Below are 24,495 nucleotides of genomic sequence, written 5' to 3' on the forward strand. Positions count from 1 at the left end.
TACGTGTTCCTTATTGATTCAATACAGTGCCGCCCCTGTGCAGGGGCGGCGTTGGTTTCAGTGGGTCACGGCTTCGTTTTGCGGCAATTGTTGCAGGAGGTCATGGAGCCAGTCCGGGTTTTTCAGGATGTCGTAGTGACCGGCGGTAATCAGTTCGTCGCTCAGAGCACCAGGCACCGGGCTGATGAAGTCCGCTTGCGGCGTGCTGGCCCACCAGCAATGAGGACGGCAGCCGGTATCTGGCAGTACCTGCAATTGTTCGGACAACGCCTTGAGTTTCATCGCCACGACAAACGTATGGGCCAACTCTTCGGTGCTGATGCTGCTGTATGCCGAGTCGCCAGCGACATTGCTCTGCACCGATGCGATCAACTGTTCCAGGCGCGCAATATCGCTGCCCGCCGGAATTTCAATCGCCGGCAAACGCTCGCCAGCCACGTCGAAGATGACCGCGAGGAAACCGCGCAAATCATCGCTCCAGTCGTTTTCAGGTTGCGCTTGGCCCTTGGTCGGGTTGAAGGCATCGACCAATCCCACAAATTCCACGACCTGGCCCTGGCTTTCCAGCTCCTGCGCCACCAGCAACGCCAATGGGCCACCGAGGGACCAGCCCAGCAGGTGGTACGGACCATCGGCCTGTTTCTGCCGGATGTACTGTGCATAGTCGATGGCCATGGCCTGCAAGGATTCATCCTCCCAATCGCGGTCCAGCAGCATCCGGCATTGCAGGCCATAGACACTGCGCTGGCCGTCCAGGCGCCGGGCCAAGGGCTCGTAGTCGAACACCGTGCCGAAACCGGCGTGCAGGCAGAACAGCGGCTCGGCATTGGCCACCCGATTGTTGAGCAGCAGCAGTGGGTCCAGGTTCTGTTCGCCCGCAGCGTAGCCCGACAGTTCGGCAATGGTCGGTTTGCCCATCATGTCGCGCAGCTTGAGGCTCAGCCCCAACTCCGGTTGGCTGCGTACTTTGGATAGCACTTTAAGCACCCGAAGCGAGTCGCCGCCCAGTTCGAAGAAGTTGTCGGTGACCCCGACTTGCTCTACCTCCAACACCTCTTGCCAGATCACTGCCAATGCTTTTTCCAGTGCGTTGCGCGGGGCGATGAATTCGCGTCCCTTGAAGTCCGGGTCGGGCAGGGCCTGGCGATCCAGCTTGCCGTTCGGGTTGAGCGGGAAGCTCTCCAGCACGAGGATTTGCACCGGCACCATATAGTCCGGCAGATCCTGTTGCAGTTCGCCACGCAGGCGCTCACCGAGGCCGGCGACTTCGCTGGCGACCACATAACCGATCAGCTGTTTGCCTCCGGCAGTTTCCCGGGCAACCACCACAGCATCCTGAACGCCTGAGAGGTCACGCAAACGTGCTTCGATTTCTCCCAGTTCAATGCGGAATCCACGGATCTTCACCTGATTATCCAGGCGCCCCAGGTAATCAATCACTCCGTCGGCTCGTTGGCGCACCAAGTCGCCGGTGCGGTACAGGCGTGCGCCGGCAGTGGAGAAGGGGTCAGCGACAAAACGCTCTGCGCTCAATCCCGGGCGCTGGTGATAGCCGCGCGCCACACCTTCGCCGCCGATATACAACTCACCGGCCACTCCATCCGGCACGGCATTGAGAGCATCGTCCAGCACATAGAGAGTACGTTCTCCGACACGCTCGCCGATCGGCGCATAAACCGCGCCACACACGGCGTCTACCGGGACTTTCCACAGCAGTGGGGTCACCACGGTTTCAGTCGGCCCGTAACCATTGGTCAAGTACTGGGGCTTGAGGGCACGCTTGACCAGTTCGAAGTTGGCGTCTGCCACCGCATCACCGCCAAAGCAGTAGATGCGTACCGGTGGAGGCGCCTGCTCCTGAGTCTGGGCGAACTCTGCGAGTTGCTGCAGATAGGCTGGCGGGAAGCAAGCGATGCTAATGGCATGCTGGTGCAGCGCGTGCCAGGTTTCTTCTGCGGTCCACAAGCGATTGTCGCGCACCACTAGGCGAGCGCCGCTGGCCAACGTCGAGAGCCAACGCTCCTGGGCACCGTCGAAGGCAAACGACATAAACAGTAACTCGCGGGTGTTGGCGTCCATGTCGTAGCGCCGGGCAATGGCCTGGCAATGCATGCGGATCTGCCCATGGCTGACCGCCACGCCTTTGGGCTTGCCGGTGGAACCTGAGGTGTAGATCAGGTAGGCAAGGTTGTCATCCAGTACGGCGCTGGCAGGGCAGTGGTCGGGCTGACTGTCCAGGCTCAAGCCGTCGAGCGCGATCAGTGCCGGAGCCCACGGTTGATTGAAGCGCGAATGCAAGCTCTCGTGGGTGATCAACAAACTCATGGCCGAATCTTCGACGATCCACTGCACGCGTTCCTGGGGATAGTCGATGTCCAGCGGCACATAAGCACCTCCGGTTTTCATGACCGCATAGAACGCGACGATGACGTCAACCGAGCGCTCCAAGGCAATCCCGACAAAACTTTCCGGACCTATTCCCTGGGCAATCAGGTAATGGGCCAGGCGGTTGGCGCGGGACTCCAGTTCTCCATAGGTCAACTGAGCGTCGGCACATACCACTGCGACGGCGCCTGGTGTGGCTGCTGCGTGGCTTCGGATGACCTCGGCCAGCAACGGCGCCGTTTCCTGCAAAGGGGCCAGTATGTTGCGTTGGTTGAGGCGTTGCTGCTCGTTGTTGCTGAGCATGGCCAGGCTGCCGAGGGTTGCGTCGGGGTTGTCGAGCATGGCGCACAGCAAGGTTTCGAAGCTTGTGCGGATTTGCTCGGTCGCTTCTGGGGTGAAGCGGTTGCGCAGGTAGAGGAACTCGATGGTCAGCGTATTGCCGAGGTTGATGGCCAGGTCCATTGCAAAGTTAGTGACGTCGCGGGTGCTGATTTCGCCGAAACGTAACTGGTTGTGCTCTGCCTCTTGCAGGCGTTCATCCACCGGATAGTTCTCGAACACGACAATGCTGTCGAAGAGTGGCGTTCCACCCTGACCCGACCAGCGCTGAACGTCGGCGAGGGAGGCGTGTTCGTGGTCGCGTATTTCCAGGTTGTAGTTTTGCAATGCTTGTAGCCACTGTCGCGCAGAGGCTTGTGGGTCTGGAGTTTGAATGATGGGAAGGGTGTTGATGAACAGCCCGAGCATTTCATCAGCGCCGGGCAGACTTGCTGGCCTACCGGCGACGGTGGCGCCAAAACAGACGGTGGCTTGCCCGGTATAGCGCTGCAAGAGCATCAGCCACGTAGCCTGGATCAGCGTGTTGGGCGTAACGCGCAGGCGCTGCGCGCACTCACGCAGATACTGGGTTCGATCCGCATTCCAAATCATGTATAGCGCCGCATGACCTTGGAGATCTGATGGCGCACGCGGGACGATGCTGTTTGCCAGATTCGTCGAGCCACTGAACCCTTCCAGCTTGCCTCTCCAGAAAGTTTCCAGATCAATCAGGGACTGATTTCTCAACCACTGGATGTAATCACGGTAACTGCCTCGCTTAGCCGCTGGAGTCTGGCCATTGTAGATTTGGAACACTTCACCTAGCAGTCGCGAACTACTCCAGCCGTCCATCAGAATATGATGGCTGGTCCAGATAAGATGCATTCGCTGCTCATCGAGCTTGATCAATGTCAGCCTGACCAGCGGTGCGTGTAATAAATCAAAGCCTTTGTCTAGGTCATCCTTGGCTAACTGTTCAAGGTCTTGCGGCGTGACGGCTCGATTCTGCCAATCAATGATCTGAACGGGCAATCGGGCCTTGCGGTAGACAATTTGCAGCGGTTCAGCCAGATCGCTGGAGGACCAGAAACCCGTTCGCAGGATCTCATGGTGCTGGATTACGCTGTTCCAGGCGCTGATGAAACGGCTACTATCCAGGCCTTCAACGGGTACCGACATCTGGTTGATGTAGAGCGCAACCTGCGCAGACTCTTGCGTATGGAACAAAATCCCCTGTTGCATAGGAGAGAGCGGATAGATGTCCTCGATGTCTTGCGAGGCTACAGGAAGTGTATTCAGGTGCTGCTGACTGAGCGCGGCGAGTGCGAAGTCTGATGGTGTCACGCCCGAATAGTGGCCATCGCAGCAGTGCTCAATGAGGGCTTTAAGTTCGCTAGCGTATTCATCCGCCAGGTGCTGGATAGTGCTTTCCTTGAACATCTGGGCGCTAAAGCCCCAGTTAAGACTTAATTCACCGCCATACACTTGGCCGTTGATGCTCAACCAGTTGTCCAGCGGGGCCTGCGGACTGCGTTCGGCACCAGCGCTGTCGTTGCACGGTGCGAAAAGCGCGTCTTTAGCATGGTCAAAGCTGCTGTCGAACTGACCTAAGTAGTTGAAGGTGAGTCGCGGAACGGGCAGTGCGCTCAGTGTTTGGCGTGCATGGTCATCGCCCAGATAACGTAGTGTGGCGTAGCCAATACCCTTGTCAGGAATGCGGCGTAACTGTTCTTTGACATGGGTAATGGACTCTCCCAAATCGCTGGTCGTAGAGAGTTTTACCGGGAAAACACTGGTGAACCAACCGACAGTACGGGTCAGGTCGACATCATCAAACAGATCTTCACGACCATGGCCTTCGAGTTGGATCACGCAGTCGGGACGCGACGTCCATCGTGCAATAACGCGGGCCAGCGCTGTAAGTAACAGATCATTGATCTGAGTCCGATATGCAGCAGGGGCATCTTGCAGCAATTGACGGGTGAGTCGAGCGTCCAATCGCGTTTGTACACCACGGCCATGAGAACGCTCCAGGCTACCGGCACTATTGTCGCAGGGTAGGGCAACGAAGGCATCACGCAATTGTTCCTGCCAGTAGGGCAGTTGCTGACGCAAGGCATCGCTATGGGCATGATTGCTTAGTCGCTCGCTCCAGGTCTGCACCGAGCTGGTTTTTTTGGGCAATGTCAGTGATCGTGCGGCTTGCAATTGTTGGTAGATGGTTTGCAGATCCTCGAACAGGATGCGCCAGGAAACACCGTCGATCACTAAGTGATGAACTGCCAACAGCAAACGTTGACCGCCATCGTCCAGATTAATTAGAAGCGCGCGCAGCATAGGACCATTGGCCAGGTCCAGGCTACGCTGCGCGTCGGTGCACAGCCGAGCAATCTCATCGGTATCGTGGGCGGTAATCTGTTGAACGACGGCCGGAACTTCACCACTGGCTTGGAAACTTGCCTGCCAGCCATGATCGCTTTCCCGGAAGATCAGTCGCAATGCATCGTGATGCTGGATCAGAGCGTGCAAGGCGCGCCCCAGTAAACCAGCCTGAAGTGTTGTGCTCGGTTTTAGCAGCACGGACTGGTTCCAATGATGGCGCTCTGGTATCTCAGTCTCGAAGAACATATGTTGAATTGGCAATAGTAGTGCTGTTCCGCTGACGGCTCCTTGGTCGACTGATACAGCCTGTGTGCCAGCCTTTGCTACCCTAGCCAAGCCCTCGATGGTCTGATGCTGGAACAGTTCTTTTGGGGTAAAACCAATTCCTGCCTGGCGGGCACGACTGACTACCTGAATGGAAATGATCGAGTCTCCGCCCAGCTCGAAGAAGTTATCGTTCATGCCGATCTTTTCGAGCTTGAGGACATCCTGCCAGATGGCAGCGATGCGTTGCTCCATCTCGCTTTGCGGTGCGATGTAGGTTTGTTGCAGCAGGCCGGTATCTGGTGAGGGCAGGGCGTTACGGTCGAGTTTACCGTTGGCCGTCAGCGGCAAGTGTGGCAGGAACAGCAGGTGGCTTGGCACCATGTAATCGGGCAGGTGCTCTTTCAGATGCGCCTTGATAGTTCCGCGCATGCTGTCTTGGGTTGTGATTTGGTCTGGGACGATATAGGCAACGAGCTGCGCCTGTCCGCTTTGGCCCTTTTGCGCCAAGACGACGACTTGGCGCACGGCCTCCAGATTCGACAGAACGGCTTCGATTTCTCCAAGCTCAATACGGAACCCGCGAATCTTTACCTGATGGTCAATGCGCCCGATATATTCGATTACCCCGTCCGTTCGGTATCGGGCCAGATCTCCGGTGCGGTAGAGGCGCGCGCCGCTGCGGGAAAATGGGTCGGCGATAAAACGGGTTGCGCTCAGGTCTGTTCGGTTGAGGTAACCACGTGCCAAGCCTGCGCCACCTACATATAGCTCTCCGACGCACCCTTGGGCTACAGGATTGAGGTCGGCGTCCAGCAAATACCATGATAAATCATTCAGTGGCCGCCCGATGGGGCTGGTGGCGTCGCTCGATAGGTCGGCCAGGCTGAGCGGTCGGTAGGTCACGTGTACCGTGGTTTCGGTAATGCCATACATGTTGATCAATTGCGGTGAGCTATCGCCGAACCGCTCGAACCAAGGGCGTAGGCTCTGAATCTCCAACGCTTCACCACCAAATATGACGTAGCGTAGTGCCAGCTTTCTGTCTGAGTGCGGCGTTGCACAGACACTGTGCATGAGTTGCTTGAACGCCGAAGGTGTCTGGTTAAGTACGCTCACCTGCTGTTCGCACAACAATGTGTAGAAGTCTTCCGGTGAGCGGCTGACTTCATGGGGTACGATAACCAGCCGGCCTCCGTACAATAGAGCACCAAAAATCTCCCACACCGAGAAATCGAAGGCGTAGGAGTGAAAAAGGCTCCAAACATCCTGGGCGTCGAAGGAAAACTCTTTCTCGCAGGCGCTGAAGAGTCGCAGAACATTCTGATGGGCAAGTAGAGCGCCCTTTGGGTGACCAGTCGACCCCGAGGTGTAGATGATGTAGGCGAGACTCTCTGCCTCTACCGGGACCCGGGGGTTCTCCACGCTGTAGCGGTTTTGCTTGTCGGACTCCAGCAGCACTATGCGGACCTTGGATGGCACCGGTATCTGTTCAATCAGGGAGGCCTGCATAAGTACTAGTGCCAGGCCACTATCTTGGATCATGTAAGCGAGTCGATCATTCGGATAGGCCGGATCTAGAGGCACATAGGCACCGCCTGCCTTGAGAATCGCCAGCAAACCGATGACCATCTCCAGGCTTCTTTCACTAGCCAGTCCCACCATGACTTCGGGACCCACACCCTGCTCGATCAGTTGATGGGCCAACTGATTCGCGCGTGTGTTGAGTTGTTCGTAGGTTAACTGGCGTGTGCCCAGCGTCAGTGCTATGGCGTGCGGCGCACGTGTGGCATGACCTTCGATGAGCTGATGCAGACAACCAGTCTCAGGATATTGCGTGACACGTGGGTTCCATTCTTCAAGCGTCTGCTGCAGCTCGTCAGCACTGTGTAGTGCCAACTCAGCGATACGCTGTTGGGGCGATTTGATAATACTCTGCAGCAACGTTTGCCAGTGTTTGACCATACGTTCGATGGTTGCCCGCTCAAACAGGTCGGTGGCGTAAGTCAGGGCCGCGGAAAAACCATTAACTGACTCGAAGGTATTGAGGGTCAGATCAAACTGTGCGGTCCGGGTCTCCCATTTCAGGCTCTCAACGGAGAGTTCCGTCAGGTGTTCCTTGGATGGTTGTCCGCTGTTCTGATGATTGAACAACACCTGGAATAATGGGCTGTGACTCAGAGTGCGTTCCGGGCGCAGCGCCTCGACCAAGTGCTCGAAAGGCAGGTCCTGATGCGCTTGTGCCTGCAATGCCGTGTGCTTGACCTGTTGCAAAAACTCACTGAATGGTAATTGACCATTCACATTGGCTTTAAGTACTTGAGTGTTGACGAAGAAACCGATGAGCCCTTCAGTTTCCAGGCGATTGCGGTTGGCGATAGGCACTCCGACACATATCTCGGTTTGTCGGCTATAGCGATGCAGCAGCGCCTGGAACGAGGCTAACAGCAGCATGAACGGTGTCACGTTTAATTGCTGGGCGAGCTGTTTGAGCGACAGGCTCAGTGAGTCGGATAAGGAGAACTCCACCTTCGCGCCACGAAAGCTCTGTTCGAGCGGGCGTGGACGGTCCAGAGGCAGTTCCAGCAGTGTTTGTTCGCCTCCCAGTTGTTGTGACCAATATGCGAGTTGACGCTCGCGTTCACCAGCATCCATCCACTGGCGCTGCCACATCGCGTAGTCGGCGTACTGCACTGGCAATGCCGGCAACGCAACATTCAGCCCCTGAATCTGGCCGGTGTATAGCGCAATCAGCTCCCGCACCATGACTTGCATAGACCAGGCATCGGAAACGATGTGGTGTTGAACGATAACCAGCACGTGGTCGTCCGTAGCTAGTTGCAGCAGTTTCACTCGCAGGAGAGGACCTGATTGTAGGTCAAACAATTTTTCAGTCTGTGTTTCAACATACTTCTTGATCGCTTGTTCTAGCTCATCGGTGGGTGCCAGCGTGTCCAGGGTTATGCTCAAAGGTGTCGCCTGATCGATGACTTGGACGGCCTGTTCGCCTTCAAGGAGAAAACGGGTGCGCAAGGTCTCATGACGTTCGATTAGCGAGCTGAAACTACGCTCCAGAGCTGGGACGTCGAGATCACCCTTGAGGCGCAGGGCTGCCGGAATATGGTAGGCAGCACTATCAGGGGCCAGTTGCCAAAGGAACCACTGACGTTCCTGAGCATATGACAATGGCAGGGAGGTACTGCGTTCTTGTGCTACCAGCGGGACATGCACACTAGACGATGTCTTAAACGCTTGCACGAACGCCTGCAGCTCACTGTGTTCAAACAGACTTTTCAGGGCGACATCGCACTTGAGAGCTTGCCGGACCCGCGATATCACCTGAGTCGCAAGTAATGAGTGTCCGCCTAGTTCGAAGAAGTCATCCGTCATACCGACCTGATCGATCTTCAGCACTTCTGCCCAGATATTGGCCACCGTGCGCTCGATATCATTTTGCGGCGCAATGTAGGTTTTGCGCAGTTGATCGGCATCCGGGTGAGGTAGGGCTTTGCGATCAAGCTTGCCGTTGGGAGTCAGTGGCAGTGCGGGTAAGAACATCCAGTGAGGCGGGACCATATAGTCCGCCAGGCTCTGTTTGAGATGCAGCTTGAGGATTTGACGCAGTTCGCTTTCATCCCGTAGTGAATGGGGGACGAGGTACGCTACCAGTTGTGTCCCCCCCGGACCCTCTTGTGCTAGTACAGTGGCTTCGCGTACCTCTGGATGCTCAAGTAATCTCGCTTCGATCTCACCCAATTCAATTCGAAAGCCGCGAATTTTCACCTGATGATCGAGGCGGCTGATGTATTCAACTACACCGTCGTTACGGTATCGGGCCAGGTCCCCAGTGCGATACAGGCGTGCTCCAGGAGCCCCAAATGGATTAGGCACGAAGCGTTCTGCAGTCAGCGCCGGTCGCTGGAAGTAGCCGCGAGCCAGGCCTTCTCCGCCAATCAACAGCTCGGCGCCAACGCCTATAGGTACTGCACACAGGTCATCATCCAGCAAAAACAGTGCGGTATTTGCAATTGGACGGCCGAGGTAAGGTTGGGTATGTGTTCGATCCAGAGCGTGGAGAGCGGACCAGATGGTTGTTTCCGTGGGGCCGTAGAGGTTCCATACCTGATCCGACAACACGAGCATACGTTGCGCGAGTTCTTCAGGCAGCGCTTCGCCCCCGCAGAACAGCTTGCAGCCCTGCAGCACCAGACTGTCGGGGCTGTCGAGCAGCATTCGCCAAGTAGAGGGGGTGGCTTGCAGAACCGTTATCTCTTCTTCGTGCACCAGCTTGAGCAACGAGTCAGGGTCTTGATTGATCGCCTGGCCGGTCAACGTCACGAGGGCGCCAACGGAGAGCGGCACATAGATTTCCAGGCCAAAAATATCAAACGAGAATGTTGTCAGCGACAAGACTCGGTCTTGACTGGAAACCCCGGGTAATCGCGACATGCTGGTGACGAAATTGCTCAAGGCTCCGTGGGACACCATCACGCCTTTTGGCTTGCCCGTCGAACCAGAGGTGTAGATTACGTAAGCCAAATGCTCCGCAAAGAGGGGTTGTCGTGGATTGACGTCGGGATAATTTTCCAGCCAGTTTTGTGCCTGATCCAGATTCAACGCCTGAACACCATTGGGAACAGGCATCCGGGGTAGCACGAAACTCTGGGTCAGCAGCAAGGCGATCCCACTGTCCTGCATCATGTACGCTAGGCGGTCTTCGGGATAGCTAGGATCAAGTGGCACATATGCGCCGCCGGCCTTAAGCACAGCCAGCAACCCGATAATCATCTCCACGCTGCGCTCGACGGCGATGCCTACCAGTACGTCTGGCCCGACACCCAGTTCGATCAACCTGCCTGCCAGGCGGTTGGCGCGGCTGTTGAGCTGTTGGTAGGTCAGTCGTTGCTCTGCGAATACCAATGCACTGGAGTTGGGTGAGAGTTTGGCCTGGTTTTCGATTAGCTGGTGAACCCGCAGTTCGCGGGGGTAGTCGACGGAACTTCTGTTCCATTTCTCAAGTATTAGCTGCTGTTCTGCAGTGTCGAGCATTGGCAGCTGAGCGACAGATTGCAGGGGGTTGGCCACGACCGCCGTCAGCAGGCATTGCCAGTGGCGGCTCATGCGTTCGATAGTGGCGGGTTGGAATAAGTCGGTGGCGTAGGTGAAGGACCCGCAGAACCCTTGTGGGGTTTCTAGCGCAGTCAAGGTCAGGTCAAATTGTGCGGTCGGGTTTTCCCAGCTCAGTCCTTCCATCATCAAACCGGAAAGTTGACGGCTACGCTCATCATGATCGGTGACGCTAGTCTTCTGATGGTTGAACATCACCTGAAACAGCGGGCTATGGCTCAGGCTGCGCTCTGGATGGAGTGCTTCGACGAGTTGTTCGAAGGGCAACTCCTGGTAAGCCTGGGCGTCAAGGGATGTTTGTTTGACTTGGGCAAGCAATTCGCTGAAGGGGCCGAGGGGTGAGATGTCCGCCTTGAGCACCTGGGTATTGACGAAAAAACCGATCAGCCCCTCGCTCTCGACGCGGTTGCGATTGGCGGTTGGCACCCCCACCCGGATGTCCGTTTGTCGGCTGTAACGATGAAGCAAGGCCTGAAACGAGGCCAATAGGACCATGAACGGAGTGACATTGTGCTGTTGAGCCAATTGTTTGATGCCTGTTCCCAGTGCATCGCTCAGCTCAAATGAGCACTGTGCCCCACGAAAACTCTGCACCGCCGGCCGCGGATAGTCCGTCGGTAATTCCAGTACCGGCTGTTCCCCGCCCAACTGCTGGTTCCAGTACGCCAGTTGCCGCTCGCGCTCGCCCGCTTCCATCCAGTGTCGTTGCCAGATGGCGTAGTCGGCGTACTGGATCTGCAGCGGCGCCAGGGTGATGTCCTGTCCCCGGACGAAGGCGCCGTAAACCTGCACCAGTTCGCTGACCATGACTTGCATGGAGGCGCCATCGGAGACGATGTGGTGTTGAGTCAGTGCCAGTACGTGGTCATCGTTGGCCAGGTGTAGCAACTTGACTCGCAGCAGTGGGCCGTTGTGCAGGTCGAAGGGTTGCTGGGTTTCGTGTTCGACGAAATCTTTGATCTGCTGCTGCTGTTCGCTTTCACTCAGGTGTGTGTCTAGGCGGACTAATTCCACCGCGAGGGGCATGTGAGGGGCAATGACTTGCACCGCGCGCTCATCGATTTGCTGGAAGGTGGTGCGCAGGCTTTCATGACGCGCCACCAGGGCGTTGAAGGCGTGTTCCAGTGCGGGCACGTCCAGCATGCCGCGCAGGCGCAGGGCAGTGGGGATGTGGTAGGCGGCGCTGGTTGGGTCCAGTTGCCAGAGGAACCATTGGCGCTCCTGGGCAAACGACAGCGGGATCACCTCGAATTCGCTGCGCACTTCGGGGATCGGCAGGTTGGCGGGCGAGACGCCTTCGGCCAGCATCTTTTCCAGGTACAGCTTGCGCTTGTCCAGGGGCAGGGTGATGAAACGCTTGGCGATTCGGGTGGCGACGCTCTTGTCCATTACAGTTGCTCCATATCGTCAAGCAGCGCTTCGAGCTTGCTCAATTTTTCGGTATCGAATTGCCCACCGCTGCTTTGCAGTTCACTGACGAAAGCGCCCAGGGTGGGGAATTGAAAGAGTTGTTGTGGGGTCAGTTGCATGCCCAACTCCAGTTGGGCGCGTGAGACCACGCGCACGACCAGCAGGGAATGCCCGCCCAGTTCAAAGAAGTTGTCGTCCAGGCCCACGCGCTCCAGTTCTAGGACTTGTTGCCAGATATCCGCCATCTGTTGTTGCAACGGGGTCTGGGGGGCGACAAAGGCGCGTTGCGACTGGACGACCTCAGGCGTTGGCAAGGCTTTGCGATCCAGTTTGCCGTTGGGCGTTAGCGGTATTTGATCGAGGAACAGCAGGTGCGCAGGAACCATGTAGGCCGGCAGGTTTTCCTGGATCCGGGCCTTGATCAGCGTGCGCAGTTGATCCTGGGATGCTGCGTCTGGGAGCGACTGTCGGGTGACGACGTACGCCACCAGTTGCTGGCCGTCCAGATGCTCCTGGGCCAGTACCACGGCTTCGCGCACCTCAGGGTGTTGCAGCAGGCGGCTTTCGATTTCGCCCAGCTCGATACGGAACCCGCGGATTTTCACCTGGTGGTCGATGCGACCGATGTATTCAATCACCCCATCCTGGCGGTAGCGGGTCAGGTCGCTGGTGCGGTAAAGGCGCTCGCCACTCCCTGAGAACGGGTTGGGCACGAACTTTTCAGCAGTCAGCGCTGCACGGCCCAGGTAGCCCCGGGTGATGCCGGCACCGGCCAGATACAGCTCGGCCGCAACGCCCAGGGGAGCGGGTTGCAGATCCTGGGTGAGCAGATAGCTGGCGGTATTGCCGACCGGGCGGCCGATGTTGGCCGAGCCTGCGACTTCGCGGCGGGTCCAGGTGGAGTAGGTGGTGTCCTCTGAAGGGCCGTAAAGGTCGTAGATGTGGGCGACGCTGGTCTGTGCGTAGAGCGTATCCACCAGTGCCTGCTTCAGTGGTTCACCGGCGAGGTTGATGATGCGCACGCTGGCGGGGATTTGCCCGGCGCGCTGCAAGGCATTGATCGCCGACGGCACGGTATTGATCAGGCGCACCTGATCGCGTGCTGGCAGGGTTGGCAGTTCCAGCGCATTACGCGCCAGGACGATAGAGCCACCGCAGGCCAGGGTCACGAACAGCTCCCACACCGACAGGTCGAAACAGATCGAGGTCGAGGCCAGCACCCCTTGCAGGTCGTCGCGTGAGTACACCTGTGCAGACCAGCGAACCAGGGCAGAAATGTTGCGATGGGCAATGGCCACGCCTTTGGGCAGGCCAGTGGAGCCCGAGGTGTAGATCACGTAGGCCAGGTTGTCGGGGGTTACCGTAGTGACAGGCTGCTGCCCGCTGTAACCGGCCAGCCAGGCATCACCAGGCTCGATGGTCAGCACTTGAGTGGTGGCGTTGGCACGCAATTCATCCGGTAGCTGTTGGCCAACCAGCAGCAGGCGCGCGCGACTGTCTTCGAGCATGTAGGCCACGCGGTCGGCCGGGTAGTCGGGGTCCAGCGGCACATAAGTGCCACCGGCCTTGAGTACCGCCAGCAACGCTACCAGCAGGTCGCTGGTACGTGGCATGGCCACGCCGACTCGCACTTCCGGGCCTACACCCAGCTCAATCAGCTTGTGGGCCAAGCGGTTGGCGCGCTGCTCCAGTTGCTGATAGCTCAGGTGTTGATCACCGTCAATCAGCGCCAATTGCCCTGGGGTTGCCTGGGTCTGACGGTCGATCAGGTGGTGAATACACTGTTCATCGGCAAGCGACAGTGGGGCACTGTTCCATGTATTGAGGATCAGGGTTTGTTCGGCCTTGTCCAGCAGGTTCAACGAGCCCAGTGCGCGATCGGCATTGTCCATCAAACCGTTCAACAGTTGATCCATGTGGCGGGCGATCTGCTCGATCAGCGCATCGCTGAAATTCTCCCGCACATAGCTGTATTGCAGAGTCAGGCTGGCGCCCAGGCCCACACTTAAGGTCAGTGGGTAGTTGGTTTGTTCGTGGCTATGTACCGGACCAAAACGCAGACCCTGCGGTGCGCCTTGCTCCAGCGCTTCGGAGATTGGGTAGTTTTCGAACACCAGGATGTTGTCGAACAGGCTTTCGCCGCCCACACCTGCCTGGCGCTGGGTTTCGAACAGGGGTGTGTGTTCGTGCTCACGCAAGGACAGGTTCTGTGCCTGGACCTGCTGCAGCCACTGCGCAACGCTTTGCTCGGGGCGCGGGCTGGCCGCCACGGGCAGGGTGTTGATGAACAGACCGATCTGTTGCTCTACGCCGTTGAGCTGTGCCGGGCGCCCGGCCACGGTGGCCCCGAAGCACACCGTGGCTTGGCCGGTGTAACGCTGCAACAGGAGTAGCCACGCCGCTTGCACCAGGGTGTTGGTGGTCACTTTCTGTTGGCGGGCAAAGGTGTTGAGGCGCTCGGTAGTGGCAGAGGCAATGACCTTGCGGTATTCGCCATGGCCTTCTCCAGGTACTTGCACCACGCTTTGACCGAGCAGGGTCGGCGACTCCAGGTCGCGCAGCTGCTCTTGCCAGAAGCGCTGGCTAGCGGCGCTGTCTTGCTGTTGCAGCCAGGCAATGTAGTCGCGATAGCGCCCGGTATTGGCGGTTACGACTTGCCCGCTGTAATGCTGCAACACCTGGCCCATGAGCTGAGAGTTACTCCAGCCGTCCATCAGGATGTGATGAACGGTGTAGATCAGGTGATAGCGCTCGGCGCCGGTCTGTACCAGAACCAGGCGCAATAACGGCGCTTGATCCAGTTCGAACGGCCGCTGCAATTCGGCCAGGGCCAGCGCGTCGAGTTGCGGTGCATCGTGGCTGCCCAAGGCGTATACGGTGAACGGTACCTGTGCTTGCTTGAGCACCCATTGCAATGGGTGCTCCAGCCCTTGCCAGACAAAACCGGTGCGCAGGATGTCGTGGTTATCCATCGCCGCTTGCCAGGCTTGCTGGAAGCGTTGCGGGTCGAGCCCCTCGATATCCACGCGCAGTTGGTTGATGTAGTTACCGGTCCCTTGTTCATACAAGCTATGAAACAACATACCCTGCTGCATCGGCGACAACGGATAGAGGTCAGCGATCTGCGCGGCAGGTACGGGCAAGCGATCCAGCTGTGCCTGGCCAATTGTCGCCAGAGGCACATCCGAGGGCGTCAGGCTGCGGTGGGCCGGATCAATGCAATGGGCGACGAGGGCGCGCAGCTCAGCAGCGTAGTCATCAGCCAGGTGCTGGATGGTGGCATCGTCGAACATCTCACGGCTGAACAGCCAGTTCAGGCTCAACTCGCCGGCGTAAATCTGGCCGTTGAGCGTCAACCAATTGCCCAGCGGCGCCTCGGGGCTTTGCTCGGCACCAGTACCTTCGCCGGCCGGGCTGAACAGCGCCTGTTCATCGGCGCTGAAGCTGCCATCGAACTGGCCCAGGTAGTTGAAGGTAATGCGCGGCTCAGGCAGCGCGGCCAGGCTTTCGCGGGCCTGGGCATCACCCAGATAGCGCAAGGCACCAAAGCCGATTCCTTTGTTGGGGATGGCCCGCAGTTGTTCCTTGATCTGCTTGATCGAAGCACCCAGATCATCGGCAACTGGCGTCAGCGCCACGGGGAACAGGCTGGTGAACCAGCCTACGGTGCGGGTCAGGTCCACGGGTTCGAACAGCTCTTCACGGCCATGGCCTTCAAGCTGGATCAAGCAGTGTGGGTGGTGGGTCCAGCGACTGATCACCCGTGCCAGCGCCGTCAGCAGCAGGTCATTGATCTGGGTGCGGTAGGCGGCGGGAGCTTCTTGCAGCAACTGCCGGGTAAGGGCCTTGTCCAGCCGGGTATTGACGCTATGACCATGACGGCTTTCCAGGCTTGCGTCGCAACGAGCACCGGGCAGCGTGCCCTGGGCATCTTTCAACTGGGCCTGCCAGTAAGCGAGCTCTTCCGCCAGGCTACCCTGGGTGGCATGGCGTTGCAGATGCTCGGTCCAGGTTTTGCTTGAGTGGGTTTTTACCGGCAGGCTGATGATCTGCCCTGCGCAGGCTTGCTGGTAAGCGGTCTGCAAGTCTTCAAACAGGATGCGCCACGACACGCCATCGATCACCAAATGGTGGGCTACCAGGAGCAGGCGCTGGCTGTTATCGGCCAGAGTCACCAGTACTGCCTGCAGCAATGGTCCTAGGCTCAGATCGAGACTGGCCTGGACCTGGTTGCACAGTTTCTCCAATTGCGTGGTGGAGGGCGCGCAGGCTTGTTGCAGGGCAGGAGCCTGTTGCCAGTCCTGCTGCTGTTGCGCCACTGAACGATAGTTGGCCTGCCAACCTGCGGTGTTTGCGCTGAAGCTCAGGCGCAAGCCGTCATGATGGAGGATGAGGGCCTGCAGCGCCTGTTCAAGCGCTTCGGCCTGCAATGGTGCGTGGGCCGATAGCAGTACCGCCTGATTCCAGTGGTGACGCTCGGGAATCGCCCGCTGGAAAAACGCCTGCTGTACCGGCAGCAGCGGTGTCGGCCCGGTGAGCGGTTGTTGATCGATTTCCTGCGCGGGCGTGCCGGTGCGGGCCAGAGTGGCTAGTTGTTGCACGGTCTGGGCTTCAAACAGTTCCTTGGGGCTGAACTGAATGCCGGCCTGCCGCGCTCGACTGACCACCTGAATGGAGATGATCGAATCGCCACCCAGTTCGAAGAAGTTATCGGTCAGGCCGACATTCTGTACCTTCAGCACGTCTTGCCAGATATTGGCGATTTGCTGTTCCAACTCGCTCTGCGGGGCAACGTACCGGACCTGCACCTGGCTGGCATCTGGTGCCGGCAGGGCCTTGCGGTCCAGCTTGCCGTTGGGGCTCAGCGGCAGTGCATCGAGGAACACCCAGAGTGCCGGGACCATATAGTCCGGCAGGTGCTCCTTGAGAGTGTGCCTGAGGGTGTCGCGCAGTGCTTCGTTGGCGTTGGCGCTTGGCACCACGTAGCCGACCAGTTGCAGGCCGCGACCGCTGTCCACCGCCAGCACGGCGGCCTCACGAACCTCGTCCTGCTCCAGCAGGCGTGCCTCGATTTCTCCCAGCTCAATGCGCAGACCACGAATCTTCACCTGATGGTCGACACGGCCGATGTACTCGATCACGCCATCGGCTCGCTGCCGCGCCAGGTCGCCGGTGCGATACAGGCGCTGGCCTTTGGTAAAGGGGCTGGCAACAAAGCGCTCGGCAGTCATGCCCGCACGGCGGTGGTAACCACGGGCCAAGCCTTCACCGCCCAGGTATAACTCGCCCACTAATCCCACCGGTAATGGGGCCAGATCGCTGTTGAGAACAAACGTGCTGAGGTTGGCGATGGGCTGGCCGATCGGTACGGTGTGAGCCTGTTCCTCGCGGCAGGTCCAGTGCGTGACGTCGATGGCAGCTTCGGTGGGGCCATACAAGTTGTATAGGCGGGCACCCGGCAGGCGGGCGAACACCTGTTGTTGCGTATCCACCTGCAAGGCCTCGCCGCTGCAGATAATCCGGGTCAGGCCGGTGCAGCGCTCACTGCTATCGTCCTGCAGGAAGGCTTGCAGCATCGACGGTACGAAATGCAGGGTCGTCACCTGATGCTCGGTGATCAATTGCACCAGTTTTTGCGGGTCACGATGATCCCCAGGACCGGCCACGGCAAGGCGGGCACCGGTCATCAAGGGCCAGAAAAACTCCCACACCGATACATCAAAGCTAAACGGGGTTTTTTGCAGCACGGTGTCGCCGCCGCTCAACCCATAGGCTTGTTGCATCCAGCACAGTCGGTTGGTCAGGGCACTGTGGCGGTTGCCGGCACCTTTGGGTTTGCCGGTAGAGCCCGAGGTGTAGATCACGTAGGCGAGGTTTTCCGCTGCCACGCTAATACCTGGGTTGGAGTCCGGCAAGGCATCCAGTGCCAGGGTATCCAGGCACAAGGTATTGAGCGTTGCTGGCAATGGCAGGGTGCTGAGCAGCGATTGTTGGGTCAGCAGCAGGTCGATATCACTGTCGTCGATCATGTAGGCCAGGCGATCAGTCGGATACTCAGGATCCAGCGGCACATAGGCCCCGCCCGCCTTGAGGATGGCGAGCAAGCCAACGACCATTTCCACGCTGCGCTCGAGCGCAATCCCCACCAGCCGGTCCGGGCCTACGCCCAGGGCGAGCAGATGATGGGCCAGTTGGTTGGCCCGGGCGTTGAGTTGGGCGTAGCTGAGACGAACATCTGCGCATATCAGGGCCGGTGCGTCGGGAGTCAGCTCGACCTGGTGTTCGATTAGCGCCTGTACCGGCCGTTCCAGCGGGTAGTGCCTGGCGGTATCGTTCCAGCGATGTACAACCTGCGCGCGTTCGCTGTCGTCAAGCAAGTTCAGCTCGCCGATGGCTCGGTCCGGCCGTTCGGTGAGGCGCAATAGCAGGTTGTGCAGGTGCTGCGCCATCCGTTCGATCACGGCTTCGCTGAAGGCGTCGTGGGCAAAGCTGTAGTGCAGTGACAGGGTTTCCCCGGCATTCACGGCCAGAGTCAGCGGGTAGTTGGTCTGCTCGTAGGTGTCGACGTTGCCAAACTCCAGGCCTTTGGGGGCCTGTTGTTCAAGAGCATCGGCGATCGGGTAGTTTTCGAACACCAACAGCGTGTCGAATAACGCTTCGCCGTTGTGCCCGGCCCAGCGTTGAATATCGGCCAGCGAGGTGTGTTCGTGTTCGCGCAACGACAGGTTCTGCGCTTGCACGGCCTGTAGCCATTGATCGACCCGGGTTTGCGGGTTGACCGTGGCAATCACCGGCAGGGTATTGATGAACAGTCCGACTTGTTGCTCGATACCGGCGATATCTGTCGGGCGCCCGGCGACGGTGGCGCCGAAGCACAGGCTGTCCTGTCCCGTGTAGTGATGCAACAGGAGAAGCCAGGCGCCTTGCAGCAGGGTGTTGAGGGTGACTTTCTGGCGACGGGCAAACTCGTTGAAGTAACGGGTCTCGACGATACCGAAGTGCTGGTAATGGTTACCGTGGCCGGTGGCGGTGGTCGGTACGCTGACCAGGCTGCTGGCAAGGCGGGTGGGCTCTTGCAGTGTCGCCAGTTGAGCTGCCCACCAGGTTTGGCTGGCGCTGCTGTCCTGGCGTTGCAGCCAGGCGATGTAGTCGCGGTAGCGCCCCATTCTGGCCGGCAAGGTCTGGCCGGCATAGCGTTGGAGGATCTCGCCCATGAGCTGGGAGTTGCTCCAGCCGTCCATCAGGATGTGGTGCACGGTATAGATCAGGTGGTGTTGGGCTTCACCGGTCTGAATCACCTGCACGTCCAATAGCGGCGCACGAGCCAGGTCGAAACGCTGTTGCAAGCGCTCCCGGGCCAGTTCATCCAGTGCCGGTTGCAGGTCTGCGTGTTGCTGCCAGTCGTGGCAGACCATGGGCAGTGTCAATTGCTTGTGGACCACTTGTACCGGTTGTTGCAGCTCACCTTGCCAGACAAACGAGGTGCGCAGGATATCGTGGGCGTCCATCGCCTGTTGCCAGGCATCACGCAAGCTTTGCGGGTCGAGGCCGGTAACGTTCAGGCGCATCTGGTTGACGTAGGCACCCACGTTTTGCTCGTAGAGCGAATGGAACAGCATGCCTTGCTGCATCGGCGCCAGTGGGTAGATGTCGTCGATCTGTGTGGCGGCTACTGGCAGCGCGTCCAATTGCGCTTGGTCGAGGTGGGCGAGGGGGAAGTCCGAAGGTGTTACACCACGGTTATGTGGAGCGCAGCAATGCTCGATCAGTTGTGCCAGTTCCTCGGCGTAGTCATCGGCCAGCGCTTGCATGCCGGCGGGTTCGAACATCTGCGCACTAAAGGTCCAGTCCAGGCTCAGTTCGCCGTCGTACACCTGGCCGTTGAGGGTCAACCAGTTACTCAGGGGTGCCTCTGGGCTGTGTTCAGCACCGCTGCTTTCAGGGGCGGGAGCAAAGAGCGCATCGTCGTTGGCGTTGAAGCTGGTGTCGAACTGGCCCAGGTAGTTGAAGGTGATGCGCGGCACTGGCAGCGCCTGTAACACTTGCTGCGTCTCGGGGGTGCCCAGGTAGCGCAGCACACCGAAGTCCAGGCCCTTGTTCGGGACGCTGCGCAATTGCTCCTTGATCTGTTTGATCGTGGTGCCGTGGTCGGACTGGGGTGTCAAGCGCACCGGGTACACCGTGGTAAACCAGCCCACGGTGCGGGTCAGGTCGATGTCGTCGAACAACGTTTCGCGGCCATGGCCTTCGAGTTGGATCAGCACCTGCGGCTGGGCGGTCCAGCGGCTGATGACCCGCGCCAGTGCAGCGAGCAACAGATCGTTGATCTGTGTGCGATAGGCGCTCGGGGCATCTTGCAGCAGACGTCGGGTCAGATCCTGATTGAGATGGGTATTGACGGTCTGACTGTCTGCTTTCTTCAGGCTGGCGTCAGCGCGTATCACCGGCAGTTCGGCGCAGCCGTCGGCCAGTTGTTGCCAATAGGCGATCTGTCCTTGTAGTTCGGCACTTTGACCGTAGTCCAGCAAACGCTGGCCCCAGGCTTTATAGGCGCTGGTTTTCTCCGGTAAGGAGAAACCTTGACCCGCTTGCACCTGCCGATAACCCATCTGCAAATCATCAAACAAAATCCGCCACGACACCCCATCCACCACCAGGTGATGAATAGCCAACAGCAACCGCTGGCTGCCGTCCTTCAAACCCACCAGTACCGCCCGCAGTAGCGGCCCGTCTTGCAGGTTGAGACTGCGTTGGGCTTCGTCGCCCAAAGATTGCAACTGTGTGGCGTCGTCGATGTGGGTTTGCCACAGCACCGACGCGGTCTGCGGGCGGTATTCAGCGTTCCAGCCAGAGTCGGTCTGGGTGAAGCGCAGGCGCAGGGCGTCGTGGTGCTGGATCAGGGCGTTGAGGGCCTGTTCCAGCAGGTGCGGGTCCAGGGTTGTGGCGGGTTTGAGCAGCACTGATTGGTTCCAGTGGTGGCGCTCGGGGATGTCGGTGTCGAAGAACAGGTGTTGGATCGGTAGCAGCGGTGCCAAACCTGTGACCGGGCCCTGGTCGATCGCCAGGCCCTGGCCCTGGTTTTTCGCCACGCTGGCCAGGCCCTGGATGGTCTGGTGCTGGAACAGGTCCTTGGGGGTGAAGTGGATGCCGGCCTGGCGCGCGCGGCTGACGACCTGGATGGAGATGATGGAGTCGCCGCCCAGTTCGAAGAAGTTGTCGTTCAGGCCGATCTTGTCCAGTTTGAGCACGTCTTGCCAGATGCCTGCGATGCGTTGTTGCACTTCGTTTTGCGGGGCCACGTAGGCGTGCAGGGCCTGGTTGGCATCGGGGGCCGGCAGGGCCTTGCGGTCGAGTTTGCCGTTGGGGGTCAGGGGCAGTTGCGCGAGGATCAGCAGGTGGCCGGGGACCATGTAGTCCGGCAGGTGTTCGCCAAGGTGGGCCTTGAGGGTTTCGCGCAAGACGTCCTGGTGGGGGATCTGCGTTGCGGGTTCTGTTGGCACCACATAGCCCACCAACTGCGCGCCGCTCGGGGTTGGGTGGGCGACGACGACGGCTTCGCGCACAGCCTGGTGTTGCAGCAGTTGCGCTTCAATTTCCCCCAGTTCGATGCGCAAGCCGCGAATTTTGACCTGATGGTCGATGCGCCCGATGTAGTCGATGACGCCATCGGTGCGGTAGCGGGTCAGGTCGCCGCTGCGATACAGGCGCGCGCCATTGCTGGCAAACGGGTCGGGAATAAAGCGTTCGGCGGTCAGGCCTGGCCGCTGGTGGTAGCCCTGCGCCAGGGAGTCGCCGCCGATCAGCAGCTCGGCGTGGGTGCCCACCGGGCACAGCTGCAGGTCGTGGTCGAGCAGGTAGGTGCGTACGTTGGCGATGGGGCGGCCGATAGGGGCAATGGCGCCCTCTGGCAGGCGGTCGACATCAAACAGCGTGGTGTCGATGGTGGCTTCGGTTGGGCCGTAGAGGTTGCACAGGCGGCCGTTCCAGCGCTCGCGCAACTGTGTCACCAACGCGGTGCCCAGGGCTTCGCCGCCGAGCAGCAGCAAGCGCAGGGATTGCATCTGCGCGCCCTGTTCATCGGCGAGCAAGGCTTGCAGTAGCGAAGGGGCCATTTGCAACACGCTGATGCGCTGGGCGGCCACTTGCGACCAGAGCATCGACAGGTCTGCGGACAGCTCGCTGGACGCGAGGACCAACTGCGCACCGTTGAGCAATGGCAGCCAGAATTCCCACACCGAGGCGTCGAAGCTGAACGCGGTTTTTTGTAAGACTCGGTCCGCAGCGCTCAGGCCCAATTCGCCCTGCATCCACAGCATATGGTTGCTCAAGGCGCCATGGCGCACTTGCACGCCCTTGGGCTGCCCGGTGGAGCCGGAGGTGTAGATCATGTACGCCAGGTGATCGGCGCTGACTGTGACCGGTGGGTTGGCGCTGTCATAGCCTTCCAGCCAGTCGCTGTCCTGGTCCAGGCTCAGGGACGCCAGGCGGTCCGGGACGGGCAATGCCAGGCTGCTTTGGGTCAGCAGCAGGCCGATGCCGCTGTCATTGATCATGTAGGCCAGGCGGTCGGCGGGGTAGGCCGGGTCCAGCGGGACATAGGCGCCACCGGCCTTGAGCACGGCCAGCAGGGCGATCACCATTTCCAGGCTGCGTTCCAGGCCAAGGCCCACGCAGGTATTGGGGCCGACGCCCAGCTCCAGCAGCTTATGGGCCAGTTGGTTGGCGCGGCGGTTGAGCTGGTCCAGGGTCAGTTGCTGCTCGCCGAACTCCACGGCAACGGCATGGGGCAGGCGTTCGGCTTGGTCCGCGAACAAGACATGCACCGGTGCGGCGTTGGGGTAATCGACCGCCGTGGCGTTCCACTGCGCCAACTGCTGGCCGCGCTCCTCGGCGCTGAGCATCGGCAGTTCGCCGATCCGTGCCTGGGGCTGCTCGAGCATCGCCTGCACCAGGTTCTGGAAGTGCCCGGCCAGGGTGGCGATGGTCGCCGGGGCGAAGCAAGCGGCGTCGTATTCAAAATGCGCAGTGATCTGCTGCTGGCTGTATTCCACATCCAGCGACAGGTCGAACTTGGCCTGTAGCGGGTGGCTGTCCATAAAACTCAGTTGCAGCGGGCCCAGGTGTAGGGCCGCTTCCTGTGCGGCGCCGACACGCCAGTTGAACAGGTTCTGGAACAGCGGGTTGGCCTGGGGGCTGCGTTGCAGGTGCAGGTCTTCGAGGATCAGCTCGATGGGGTAGTCGGCATGTTCCAGGGCCGCGAGGGATTGCTGGCGCAGGCCCTGGAGGAACGCGCTGCAGTTTTGTTCAGGCGCCAGTCGTGCGCGATACACCTGGCTGCTGACAAAAAAGCCCACCAGGTCCTGGATCTGCGCCTGGTTGCGGGTGGCGTTGGGCACGCCGACGGTGAAGTCGACCTGGCCGCTGTAGCGCCCCAGCAGCAACTGCCAGGCCCCCAGGAGCACCACGAAAGGCGTCAGGCCCTGTTGCTGGCAAAAGGTCTGCAGGCGCTCGCTCAAGTCGGCGGGCAGCGCGTGCCCATGATGGCCGGCGCCTGCGTGCTGTTCCAGGCGCTCGCGGGGCAGCTCCAGGGTGGGGATCTCATCGCCCAGGCAGGCTTTCCAATACTCGGCGGCTGCGCTGTGTTGCGGCGTCAGCGGGTAGTCTTGGCGCTGCCACTGGGCGTAGTCGGCGTACTGGATGGCCGGGCGCGGCAGGGCCTGGCCCGGTTCGCGCAGGGCGCTGGCCAGGTCGTGGATCAGGATCGGATTGGACCACGCGTCCGAGACGATGTGATGCATGTTGAGCAGCAGCACGTAGTCCTGCTCGGCCTGTTTGAGCAGGGTGCTGCGAATCAGCGGCGCCTGGCGCAGGTCGAAAGGTTGGGTGGCGTGCTGGCGGATGCGCTGTTGCAGTTGCAGGTCGCGCTGCTGGTTATCCAGGGTGCTCAAGTCCTCTTCCAGCAGGGTCAGGCGCGCGCCAGGTTCGATGACTTGCAGGGGTGTGCCGTCGGTGTCGCGAAAGGCCGTGCGCAGGATGTCGTGGCGATCGATCACCCGGTTCAGGGCTGCTTCCAGGGCGCGCGCATCCACCGGGCCCTTGAGGGCAATCGCCCGTGGCAGGTTGTAGGCATGGCTCTGGGGATCGAATTGTTGCAGGAACCACAGGCGCTGCTGGGCGAACGACAGCGGTACCGGGTCATGCCCGGCGAGGCTCTGGATGGACTGCCCGACGCCTGCTTCATCGGCCAGCAACAGGGCCAGCAGGTCGTCGTCGGGAAGTTGGTTCAATGGGGTCATGATCGATCTCGTCGCCGTCGGCAGAGGAAATAAGCTGTGTCAGGAAGACGAAGTTCGATCGATGAGATTTAGGCGCAATGGCCTGTGGCTAGGGCGCTGGTCTGTGGTGGCTGGAGCTTGTCCGTGGTGGTGGGAGCTTGTCTGTGGTGATGGGAACTTGTTTTTGGTGGCTGGAGCTTGTTTGTGGCGAGCGGGCTTGCCCCGCGCTGGGCTGCGTAGCAGCCCCAAAAAGCTCACTGAGTTCTGTCAGGTATACCGAGGGGGCTGGTTCTGGGGCTGCTACGCAGCCCAGCGCGGGGCAAGCCCGCTCGCC

Annotated in this window: 2 protein-coding genes; both read right to left on the reverse strand. The window is 59.8% G+C overall.

All coding sequences use genetic code 11. The features are described from left to right. Positions 1 to 57: 57 nt before the first annotated feature. Entirely contained in the window at positions 58 to 11,865 is an 11,808-nt protein-coding gene (locus JTY93_RS09950) for a non-ribosomal peptide synthetase (RefSeq protein WP_205476299.1), read from the reverse strand. Next, a complete protein-coding gene (locus tag JTY93_RS09955; RefSeq protein ID WP_205476300.1) occupies positions 11,865 to 24,182 on the reverse strand; it encodes a non-ribosomal peptide synthase/polyketide synthase in 12,318 nt (4,105 codons plus the stop codon). The genes JTY93_RS09950 and JTY93_RS09955 overlap by 1 nt, the downstream gene beginning before the upstream one ends. Positions 24,183 to 24,495 lie beyond the last annotated feature (313 nt).

Source organism: Pseudomonas hygromyciniae, assembly GCF_016925675.1.
GTDB classification, from domain to species: domain Bacteria; phylum Pseudomonadota; class Gammaproteobacteria; order Pseudomonadales; family Pseudomonadaceae; genus Aquipseudomonas; species Aquipseudomonas hygromyciniae.